Raw genomic sequence first — 4,832 nt, forward strand, 5'->3', positions numbered from 1 at the left:
GTTGGCCGGCCCGAGCAGCGTCGCCGCCCGCTCCGGGTCGCCGGCCACCTCGGCAAGCCGGACCGGCAGCAGCGACTCGAAGGTGACCATGCCGAAGCCCCAGAACAGCTCGACGGCGACCAGGGCGAACAGCACCCGGGAGCGGCGCAGCAACCCGAACGCCTGCCCGACCATCCGGGGCGCCTCGGTGACCGACGCCCGCAGCGCGCCGACGCCCTGCCCCGGGCGGACCTCGACCAGCAGCACCAGCAGGGCGGCCAGAGCCACCACCTGGAGCGCGGCGGCGACCAGCACCGGGACGGTGAGCGCGCTGACCGGGCCGAGCGGGCCGAGCGCGACCAGGCCGCCGCTGAGCAGCGCGCCGGCGGCGATGGCCACGCCGATGACGGTGCCGGCGTGGCCGAGGCCCGGCTCGTACGCGGCGTCGGGGTCGGCGGCGAGGGTGGCGTCGACGTACCAGGACTCCAGGGGACCGCTGTCCAGCGCCCGGAAGACGCCCTGCACCGCCCAGACCAGGAAGAAGAGCCAGAAGGAGTCGGCGACGGCGAAGACCAGCAGCGAGACCAGGCTGAGCAGCCAGGCCGTCAGCAGGACCGGTCGCCGGCCGAGGGCGTCGGCGAGCCCGCCGGTGGGCAGCTCCAGCACCAGGACCACCAGGCCCTGGGCGACCGAGACCAGCCCGATCTGGGACAGCGACAGGCCGCGCTCCTGCATCAGCAGGATCATCACGGGGATCATCAGGCCGGTGGGCAGCCAGCGCAGGCCGTGCAGCAGCAGGAAACGCCGCCGGACCTGGCGTACGGTCAGCGCGCTCACCGCTTCTCCTCCACCCGGGGGAAGGCCGCGACGAAGACGTGCACGGGCAGGACGTCGCCCTCCTCCTGGGGGGCCGGCTCGTTCCGGTAGCGCATCAGCACCTCCCACAGCTCGTCGTTGAGCGCCCGCAGCCGGGCCGGGCCCAACGGCAGCATCAGGTCACCCATACCGGCGGCGTCCCGCCAGGGCCGGGAATAGCCGTGCTCGGCGGACATCCACCGCTCGGACTGCTCGGCCATGAACCGCACCTGGTCGGCCAGGATCCACTGCACCGCCGCCCGGGCGTCGGGGTCGTCGTCGAAGTCCGTCGGCTCGAAGTCGCTCATGTCGTGGGCGGACCGCCACCACCGCTGGCGGCCGGTGCCTCGGTCGAGGTCCTCGGTGACCAGGCCCACCTCGGCGAGCTGCCGCAGGTGGTAGCTGGTCGCCCCGGTATTGGTGTTCAGCTTCTCGGCCAGCGTGGTCGCCGTCGCCGGGCCGTCCAGGCGCAGCGTGCCGAGCAGCCGCATGCGGAGCGGGTGGGCCAGGGTGCGGACCTGCCGGCCGTCGAGGTGGACGGTGCGCGGGGCCGGTCGGCCGGTCGGGTGCTCGTCATCCATGACTGCACAATAACTGTGCACATCTCCTGTGCACAATAGTTGTGCACAGGAAGTGTGCACCGCGGACGGGGAGCGCCCACATTTGGCGGAGGGAGGTGGGGCCGGCCGTCGACTCAGGCGAGGAGTTCGCGCACCCCGCGCAGCCGGGTGCGCAGCAGGCCGGCGGCGCGGGCCGAGTCCAGGCGCACCTCGGTGGGGCGGACCACGCCGGCGGCGGCGCCGGTGCTGGTCTTCATCCCGGCCGGGTCGAGCCCGAAGCGCGCGGCGACCAGCAGACCCAGGTCGGCGCGGCTGACCGCGTCCGGACCGGCCACGTTCAGCGGGCCGGCGTAGTCGACAACGACCAGTTCCAGGACCGCGGCGGCCAGGTCAGCCACGTCGACCGGGCAGCGGAGCTCGTCGGTGAAGAGCGTGGCCCGGCCGGCCAACGCGTCCAGGCAGAGCCGGATCTGCTTGCTCTGCTCGGACCCCACGATCAACGAGGTACGCACTAGCGCCGCGCCAGGGTCGACGGCGCGCACGGCGGTCTCCGCCGCCGCCTTCGCCGCGCCGTACGGGAAGATCGGGCTGGGTGGCTCGTCGTCGGCGTAGGGCTCGGGACGCCCGGCGTGCAGGGCGTCACTGGACAGGTGCACCAGCCGTGCCCCCACCTCGGCCGCCGCGTACGCGACGTTGGCCGCCCCGTCGGCGGTGACCGTCCAGTCCGCGTACCGGTAGGGGGTGCTGACCACGGCGTCGGGGCGAACCCGGGTGACCAGCTCGCGCACGGCGGCCCGGTCGGTCACGTCGAGCCGACGCGCCTCGACCCCCCGCACCCCCACGGCGCCCGAGTGACAGGTCCCCACCACCCGCTCCCCCGCGCCGACCGCCTGCCGGCAAACCTCCCCGCCCAGGTACCCACTGCCCCCCACCACAAGCAGCCTCACGCCTACCCCTCCCCCTCCCCCTCCGCCGATGCGTCGATCATGAGGTTAACGGGGCGACACGCCGGAGCGCGGCCCCGCCAACCTCATGATCGACGGCGGACCGGGGAAGGTCAGACCGGGTCGGCGACGGGGGCGGCGGGGCCGGCGGTGCCGGTGTGCGGGACGGCCTGGGGCTTGGGCTTTGCGTCGATGCCGGCCTCGGTGCGCTGCTGGGCGGTGATCGGCGTCGGCGCGCCGGTCAGCGGGTCGAAGCCGCCCCGGGTCTTCGGGAAGGCGATCACCTCGCGGATGGAGTCCGCGCCGGCGAGCAGCATGCAGACCCGGTCCCAGCCGAATGCGATGCCGCCGTGCGGCGGAGCGCCGTACTTGAACGCCTCCAGCAGGAAGCCGAACTTGTCCTGCGCCTCCTCCGGCGTGATGCCGAGCAGGTCGAAGACCCGCTGCTGCACGTCGCCCCGGTGGATACGGATCGAGCCGCCGCCGATCTCGTTGCCGTTGCAGACGATGTCGTACGCGTACGCCAGCGCCCGGTCCGGCGCCTCCTCGAACCGGTCCACCCACTCCGCGTTCGGCGAGGTGAACGGGTGGTGCACCGCCGTCCATCCGCCCTCGTCGGTCTTCTCGAACATCGGCGCGTCGACCACCCAGCAGAACGCCCAGGCGCTCTCGTCGATCAGGCCGGCCCGCTTGGCGATCTCGATCCGGGCCGCGCCGAGCAGCTCCTGCGCCTCCCGGGTCTCGGTGCTGGCGGCGAAGAAGACCGCGTCGCCCGGCTTCGCGCCGACCGCGTCGGCGAGCCCGCCCAGGTGCGCCTCGGAGAGGTTCTTCGCCACCGGGCCGCGCGCCTCGCCGGTCTCCGCGTCGAGCACCACGTACGCCAGGCCGCGCGCGCCGCGCGCCTTGGCCCAGTCCTGCCAGCCGTCCAGCTCCTTGCGGCTCTGGCTGGCACCGCCCGGCATGACCACCGCGCCGACGTACCCGCCGGCGTCGATCGCGCCGGCGAAGACCCGGAACTCGGTGCCGCGCAGGTAGTCGGTCAGCTCGGTCAGCTCGACGCCGTAGCGCAGGTCCGGCTTGTCCGAGCCGTACCGGGACATGGCGTCGTGCCAAGTGATCCGTGGGATCGGCCGGGAGATCTCGTGCCCGGCGAGGTCCTTCCAGAGCGTCGAGACGATCGACTCGCCGAGGTCGATCACGTCGTCCTCGGTGACGAAGGACATCTCGATGTCGAGCTGGGTGAACTCCGGCTGCCGGTCGGCGCGGAAGTCCTCGTCGCGGTAGCAGCGGGCGATCTGGTAGTAGCGCTCCATGCCGCCGACCATCAGCAGCTGCTTGAACAGCTGCGGTGACTGCGGCAGCGCGTACCAGCTGCCGGGCTGCAGGCGCACCGGCACCAGGAAGTCGCGGGCACCCTCCGGGGTGGACCGGGTCAGCGTCGGCGTCTCGATCTCCAGGAAGTCCCGGTCGTGCAGCACCGCGCGCGCCAGCTGGTTGGCCCGCGAGCGCAGCCGCATCGCCTTCGCCGGGCCGCTGCGGCGCAGGTCGAGGTAGCGGTAGCGGAGCCGGATGTCGTCGCCGGCCTCGATCTGGTCGTCCACCGGCAGCGGCAGCGGCGCCGCCTCGGAGAGCACCTCCAGCTCGGCGGCGGTCACCTCGACGTCGCCAGTGGGCAGCTCCGGGTTCTCGTTGCCCTCGGGGCGGCGGGTCACCTCGCCGGTCACCCGGACGCAGAACTCGTTGCGCAGCGCGTGCGCGTCCTCCTCGCGGAACACCACCTGGACCACGCCGGAGCCGTCGCGCAGGTCGACGAAGATGACACCGCCGTGGTCGCGCCGGCGGGCCACCCACCCGGCGAGGGTCACCGTGGTGCCGGCGTCCGTCGCGCGCAGGCTGCCGGCGTCATGGGTACGGATCACGGCTTGCGTCTCCTCATCTGCGGTGCACCTTTACCCCTGGCATTCTGTCAGTCTCCCGTCCGGCCCGGTTGGGGGGTGAGACAAGGGCGCGCTGCCGTGCGTGTTCGTCGTCCACCGGGCACCCGGGCGCGCCCGCACCCCGCGTACGGTGTGGCGGATGCGCGTCGTACCCGCGTGGGCCCTGTTCTCCGCCGCCGCGGCGCCGGTGTTCCTGATCGGTGGCTGGACGCTCGGCGCGGCCCGGCAACCGGACGGCTTCGACCAGGTGGGCGGCACCATCAGCGCGCTCGCCGCGGTGGGTGCGGCGGACCGCTGGATCATGACCCTCGGCCTGGTCGGGCTCGGACTGTGCCATTGTGTCACCGCCGCCGGGCTGCGGCCGGCGGCGACCGGCGGTCGGGTGCTCCTGGCGCTCGGTGGGGTCGCCACCCTCGCGGTGGCCGCGTTCCCGCTTCCCGCCGGCGCGGGCGGGTCTACGCCGCACGGGCTCGCCGCCGCGGTCGCCTTCGGCGCCCTGGCGCTCTGGCCGGCGCTCGCCCCACCTAAGGGCGGGCGGGACGTGACCGGCCCGGGCG

Annotated in this window: 5 protein-coding genes; 1 reads left to right on the forward strand and 4 read right to left on the reverse strand. The window is 73.8% G+C overall.

What is annotated here, in order from left to right; all coding sequences use genetic code 11:
* The 4 genes from NCC78_RS27550 to aspS form a co-directional block, all read right to left on the reverse strand.
* On the reverse strand, positions 1 to 816 hold an 816-nt coding region (locus NCC78_RS27550), incomplete at its 3' end, for an MFS transporter (protein WP_250798129.1).
* A complete protein-coding gene (locus NCC78_RS27555; RefSeq protein ID WP_250798131.1) occupies positions 813 to 1,415 on the reverse strand; it encodes an ArsR/SmtB family transcription factor in 603 nt (200 codons plus the stop codon). The genes NCC78_RS27555 and NCC78_RS27550, both read right to left, overlap by 4 nt.
* Positions 1,416 to 1,528: 113 nt before the next feature.
* Positions 1,529 to 2,341, reverse strand: a complete 813-nt coding sequence (locus NCC78_RS27560) for an SDR family oxidoreductase (protein WP_250798133.1) — start codon at positions 2,339 to 2,341, stop codon at positions 1,529 to 1,531.
* Positions 2,342 to 2,451: 110 nt separating this feature from the next.
* Complete coding sequence (gene aspS / locus NCC78_RS27565; RefSeq protein WP_250798138.1) at positions 2,452 to 4,257, reverse strand: aspartate--tRNA ligase; 1,806 nt, start codon at positions 4,255 to 4,257, stop codon at positions 2,452 to 2,454.
* 157 nt (positions 4,258 to 4,414) lie between these two features.
* On the opposite strand from aspS, the gene NCC78_RS27570 reads away from it, so the two are divergent.
* Positions 4,415 to 4,832 (forward strand): DUF998 domain-containing protein (locus tag NCC78_RS27570; protein WP_250798140.1); only part of this gene is annotated, 418 nt, incomplete at its 3' end.

Origin of the sequence: Micromonospora phytophila (assembly GCF_023656545.1) — a bacterium.
GTDB classification, from domain to species: domain Bacteria; phylum Actinomycetota; class Actinomycetes; order Mycobacteriales; family Micromonosporaceae; genus Micromonospora; species Micromonospora phytophila.

Excerpts from the sequence above, each read along its gene's own strand:
- NCC78_RS27555 (WP_250798131.1), bottom strand. The coding sequence starts at position 1,415 with ATGGATGACGAGCACCCGACCGGCCGACCGGCCCCGCGCACCGTCCAC.